Annotated in this window: 6 protein-coding genes; 3 read left to right on the forward strand and 3 right to left on the reverse strand. The window is 44.4% G+C overall.

Going from position 1 to position 4881, the window contains the following annotated elements:
• On the forward strand, positions 1-1086 hold a 1086-nt coding region (corA, locus tag WBV75_RS05025), incomplete at its 5' end, for a magnesium/cobalt transporter CorA (protein ID WP_424119553.1).
• 135 nt (positions 1087-1221) lie between these two features.
• Positions 1222-1722: a Dps family protein gene (locus WBV75_RS05030; RefSeq protein WP_424119554.1), complete on the forward strand. Its 501-nt coding sequence runs from the start codon at positions 1222-1224 to the stop codon at positions 1720-1722.
• Positions 1723-1769: 47 nt separating this feature from the next.
• Here WBV75_RS05030 and cysM read toward each other — a convergent pair whose 3' ends face one another.
• A complete protein-coding gene (gene cysM / locus WBV75_RS05035) occupies positions 1770-2654 on the reverse strand; it encodes a cysteine synthase CysM (protein WP_424119555.1) in 885 nt (294 codons plus the stop codon).
• Positions 2644-3438 (reverse strand): serine O-acetyltransferase EpsC, encoded by a 795-nt coding sequence (gene epsC, locus WBV75_RS05040; RefSeq protein ID WP_424119556.1) that lies wholly within the window; start codon positions 3436-3438, stop codon positions 2644-2646. Before epsC ends, cysM begins: the two co-directional genes overlap by 11 nt.
• Positions 3439-3566: 128 nt before the next feature.
• On the opposite strand from epsC, the gene WBV75_RS05045 reads away from it, so the two are divergent.
• Positions 3567-4247, forward strand: coding sequence for a DUF2461 domain-containing protein (locus tag WBV75_RS05045; protein WP_424119557.1), 681 nt, complete (start codon positions 3567-3569; stop codon positions 4245-4247).
• On the opposite strand, the gene WBV75_RS05050 is transcribed toward WBV75_RS05045, so the two are convergent.
• The gene (locus WBV75_RS05050) at positions 4233-4646 is read right to left on the reverse strand and encodes a glyoxalase (RefSeq protein ID WP_424119558.1); all 414 of its coding nucleotides are present in this window, start codon (positions 4644-4646) and stop codon (positions 4233-4235) included. The two genes, WBV75_RS05045 and WBV75_RS05050, sit on opposite strands and share 15 nt — an antisense overlap.
• Positions 4647-4881 lie beyond the last annotated feature (235 nt).

The raw sequence follows: 4881 nt of genomic DNA on the forward strand, positions 1-4881 counted from the left end.
AAAAGGTCCCCTTTTCAATTTATTAAAACAACTCCTAAAAGCCAGCGCAGCGTTAAGTTGGGTAAAGCTCCGGGAACCGTTACCTACATTGGGCATCGAAAGGAAGAAAAATCAAGGGTTGTACTGATAGCTTATGACGATAAGGAAATATTACGCCAGGAGCTCGAAATCGGCGAAAAGATGGATCTCAGTGATTTAACCCATCAAACCCTGTGGTTTACTGCGATCGGTCTGAGCGATGAAACTTCGATGAGACAACTGGCCGGCCTCAGCGGGTTGAATCCTCTGGTGATGGAGGATATTGTCAATACAGAGAGTCGGCCCAAAGTAGAGGAATACGAAGATCACATTTTTGTGATTTTAAAAATGCTCTATTTAAATGGATCAGACCAGATTGTTAAGGAGCACATGGCACTTATTTTAAAAGAGGGGCGGGTGTTTTTATATCAGGAAATCGATGATGACGTATTCGATGGCGTTCGGGAGAGGCTCGAGCAACACTCTGGAAGAATCCGGAGCCGGGGAGGGGATTACCTGTTTTTTGCCTTAATCGATGCGGTGGTAGATCATTATTTTATGGTGTTGGATGCTCTGGAAACAAAGTTGGATCAACTGGAACAAGTCATCTATACCGATCCGAAACCGGAAACGGTTTATGAAATTCAACAATTGAGAAATGACATCCTCAAGGTCCGGAAATGGATAGCTCCCGTCAGGGAACTCGTTTCGCGACTCATAGAAACAGAATCCCATTTGATATCAAAGGATACCCGGATTTTTCTCCGGGATATCCTGGACCATACCATCGAGATTAACGAAACCCTCCATATCCAAAGGGAAATGGCTTTTGGTCTCATGGAACTTTATATGAGCCATGTGAGTAATAAGATGAATCAGGTCATGAAGGTACTGACCATAATGGCGACGATCTTTATTCCCCTTACATTTATTGCGGGCATATATGGCATGAACTTTAAGAACATGCCCGAGTTGGATTGGCAGTACGGGTATTACGCTATCCTTGGGGTGATGTTCTTTGTTTTTATCCTTTTAGCAGTCTATTTCAAGCGGAAGGACTGGCTGTGACAAACTATAAACTTTCTTAATAACAGTTAAAATTGTTAAATATCTGGTATAGAGTATAATAAATAATATATTGTATAGTGTAAGTTTAATCAATGGAAGGTTATTGCCTTCTCTCTAAAACCCTATTTATACAATATGAATTATTTGAAAAATAAAGATGAAGATTTAGTAATTGTCAGCGCTTCCCTCAATGAATTGCTGGCTGAGTATCATCTCTATTATCAAAAATTAAGAAATTTTCACTGGAACATTCACGGACGTAATTTCTTCGAACTCCACGATAAATTTGAAGAATTGTACACAGATGCCCGAACTAAAATTGACGAAATCGCTGAACGGGTACTCACCCTCGGCTACCGCCCAATGAGCAATTTAAGCGAGTATCTGGAAAGTGCTACGCTCAAGGAGTCTGAATCAAACCTTCCGGACACAAAAATGGTAAGGGATATTCTCCAGGCCCACCAGGTGCTGATTTCGAAAATGTACGACACTACAGAAAAGGCAGAAAAGGCCGGAGATGAAGGGACTATAGACTTAATAGGTGCCTATATACGGGAATTGGAAAAGACGAGTTGGATGCTTGCAGCATGGAACCGTTCCGATTCCGAATTTTTAAAGGAACCTGTTCACGCATAATATCCCACTTCAAATATTAGACTAGAAAAGCGCCTTCGGGCGTTTTTTTATTCAAATAAATCAGAGGACAGGTATCGATCCCCGCGGTCACAAACAATCGAGACAATTATCCCTTCTTTGAGCTCTTTTGCGAGCTTAAGGGCAGCTGCGGTTGCCCCCCCGCTGCTCATTCCCGCGAATATTCCCTCTTTTGAGGCCAGGTCCCTAGCCGTCTCCCGCGCTTCAGTAGCGCTGACTTCAATGATCCGGTCTACTTTGGAGGCGTCGAAAATCTTTGGCAGATATGCCTTTGGCCATTTGCGAATTCCGGGAATCGAAGAATCCCCATCGGGCTGGACCCCAACTATGGTAATCTCGGGGTTTTTTTCTTTCAAAAAAGAAGAAGTTCCCACGATGGTTCCCGTTGTACCCATTGAGGAAACAAAATGGGTCACCTTCCCATGGGTGTCGTTCCAGATTTCCGGGCCCGTACTTTTGTAATGGGCCTTCCAGTTATCGGGGTTTGAAAATTGATCCAGCATGACAAAACCTTCCTGTTGCACCCGTAGCTCGGCCATATCCCGGGCGCCTTCAATTCCCCCGGCAGCCGCTGTCAGGGTGACTTTGGCGCCATAGGCCCGCATAGTCTGAACCCGTTCCCTGGTGGCGTTTTCAGGCATGATAAGTTCTATTTCTATACCGTACAGACGTGCAATCATAGCCAGGGCAATCCCTGTATTCCCGCTGGTCGCTTCAACCAGCCTAGTCCTTTTTGTAATACGTCCGGCCTCCAGGGCAGTACGAATCATATTCAGGGCGGCCCTGTCCTTTACACTCCCTCCCGGGTTTTGTCCTTCTAACTTAAACAGCAGGGTTACGCCGGGCTTCACGAGAAGGCTTCTGGAAGCTACCAATGGGGTCTTTCCCACGAGATCAATCAAATCATAGGGCATCTTCTTCCGTTTTAATGTGAATTTCTGGTTTGTGATAGACCTTTGAATTAGGCGCTACGGATTCTGTGACCCAGGCATTTCCCCCAATTACAGAATTTGCACCGATAACCGTTTTTCCTCCCAAAATGGTCGCATTGGCATAAATGGTAACATTGTCTTCAATAGTCGGGTGCCTTTTGGTTTTCTGGAGCTCCTTGGCCACGTAGAGGGCCCCCAGGGTCACCCCCTGGTAAATTTTTACGTTATTTCTAATGATTGCTGTTTCTCCAATGACTACCCCTGTCGCGTGGTCTATAAAAAAGGAAGTTCCAATTTGGGCTCCGGGGTTGATATCGACTCCGGTTTGTCTGTGGGCGTATTCGGTCATTAACCGTGGTAACAATGGCAAACCGTATCGGTAAAAAGGGTGTGCCAGCCGGTATATGGCCGTAGCATAAAACCCGGGGTAGGCCAGGTAAATTTCCCTCCGCGAATTTGAGGCCGGATCGCATTCGGCAATAGCTTCTGCATCGAGTTTCAACATCCTGAGAATTTCGGGCAACTCTGCCATATAGGTTCTCCACAAATCCCTGCAAGGGGGGTTGGCCTCCCACCCGCACAACAGAAGAATCTCCTCGAATTCATCTTCAAGGTTTCCAATTTCCTTATTTACAGAGGTTTCACAGTCGAAAAGTGTTAGGAAAAGGCGATCTGTAAAAGATTCCATCAGGCGCTTCAAACGGAAACGCAAAGGGTTTTCAGATTTACAGGCCTTAATTTCAGTGATGATTTCATCTAATTTCATAGCTGGTGTTGCTTACCTTTCAAAGGTATTTAATAATCCGTGCAGAGGTGTTGAAAAACAGTTAACTTTAAGGCTTTACAGGTCTAAAATAGTTGAGATTAAGCAAGACCTGAGTAAATGCCATTCCAATGAAAGTAACAGGTATTAGTGCAAAGACACTTGGGTTTTTAAAAGGTTTGAGAGAAAATAACAATAAAGAATGGTTTGAATCACATCGGGCAGCTTACGATGTAGCCCGGACGGAGGTAATGGATTTCAGCGATGCCCTCAGAGCCGACTTGCAGAGTCACGATGCCATCGATAGGACCAAGTTGTTCCGAATTTACAGGGATCTGCGCTTTTCAAAGGATAAAACCCCGTATAAGCCTCATTTTGCACTTTCCTTTTCCAGAGCGGGTGCCGAGCGTCGCGGGGGCTATTATTTGCGAATACGACCCGGAGAATCCTTTATGGCTTGTGGTTTCTGGGATCCCAACAAGGGGGATTTGCTCAGAATCCGAAAGGAATTCGAACAAGATGTCGAAGCCCTTAATCGGGTCATTACTGAACCGGGTTTTCAGTCGGTATGGGGCCCATTACAGGGGGATGCAGTAAAAACAGCGCCCAAGGGATTCGATCGGGAACACCCGAATATTGAGTGGATTCGAAAAAAGCAATTTATTTTTACCCGGGGTTTTTCCGATGCAGAAGTACAAAACAAGCATTTTTTAAACACAGTAGCTGAATCCTACCGGGAGATCAGGCCATTTTTCGATCTGATGAGCGAAATTCTAACTACAAATCTCGATGGGGAATCAATATTGGACTGAGGCGGGGTGCAACAGTTGCAACTGATCCTTTAATCGCTCGATAACCATTTGCATCATGCGCTTGTTCAGGGCCGAAGAACTTTGAATATAGCGTTCGTATTCCTCGACGGTAAATTGGCCGATGAGCATGCCCTTGAGTGAATTTCGGAACTTAATGTCCTTTTGAATCGCATTCTCAATGTACTTGAATTGCTTTTCCTGACCTATTTCAAAGAAATGTCCTTTGTGTTTTACCACATAGTTTCGGAATGCCGCCAATAACAGGTCATTTTGGAATTTAATTACGGGTCTCAGGGTGGTGTTCTGAAAAGATTCATCATTTGAAGAATCTGAGGTCACCCTGATTTTTTGGGATAGATCTGGCCTGATTCGGACCAAATCCTGGGAACGGGAACTCATATTGAATTCGTTTTGTTTAAAATTACCCAAAAGGAAAGAGGTGGGCAGTGTAAGGGTCAGAAGTTGTCAACGTGGTTATAAACAGGCTTAAAAGGCACGCCCTGATATCATCTGCAACTGAAATTACACCTCATGTCCAGACTGCGTTTCTCAAATTGAATTTTTATGCCGCGATGCTACCTTCAAAATAGCATTTTCAGTAAGGTCAGGGTTACCAAAACTATGAATTTGACTA

The sequence above is a fragment of the Robiginitalea sp. genome (assembly GCF_049588695.1).
Classification (GTDB): domain Bacteria; phylum Bacteroidota; class Bacteroidia; order Flavobacteriales; family Flavobacteriaceae; genus Robiginitalea.

Bases quoted from the DNA above. Each gene is read 5' to 3' on its own strand.
- WBV75_RS05030 (WP_424119554.1), top strand. From the start codon at position 1,222: ATGAATTATTTGAAAAATAAAGATGAAGATTTAGTAATTGTCAGCGCT.
- cysM (WP_424119555.1), bottom strand. From the start codon at position 2,654: ATGCCCTATGATTTGATTGATCTCGTGGGAAAGACCCCATTGGTAGCT.
- epsC (WP_424119556.1), bottom strand. From the start codon at position 3,438: ATGAAATTAGATGAAATCATCACTGAAATTAAGGCCTGTAAATCTGAA.
- WBV75_RS05045 (WP_424119557.1), top strand. From the start codon at position 3,567: ATGAAAGTAACAGGTATTAGTGCAAAGACACTTGGGTTTTTAAAAGGT.
- WBV75_RS05050 (WP_424119558.1), bottom strand. From the start codon at position 4,646: ATGAGTTCCCGTTCCCAGGATTTGGTCCGAATCAGGCCAGATCTATCC.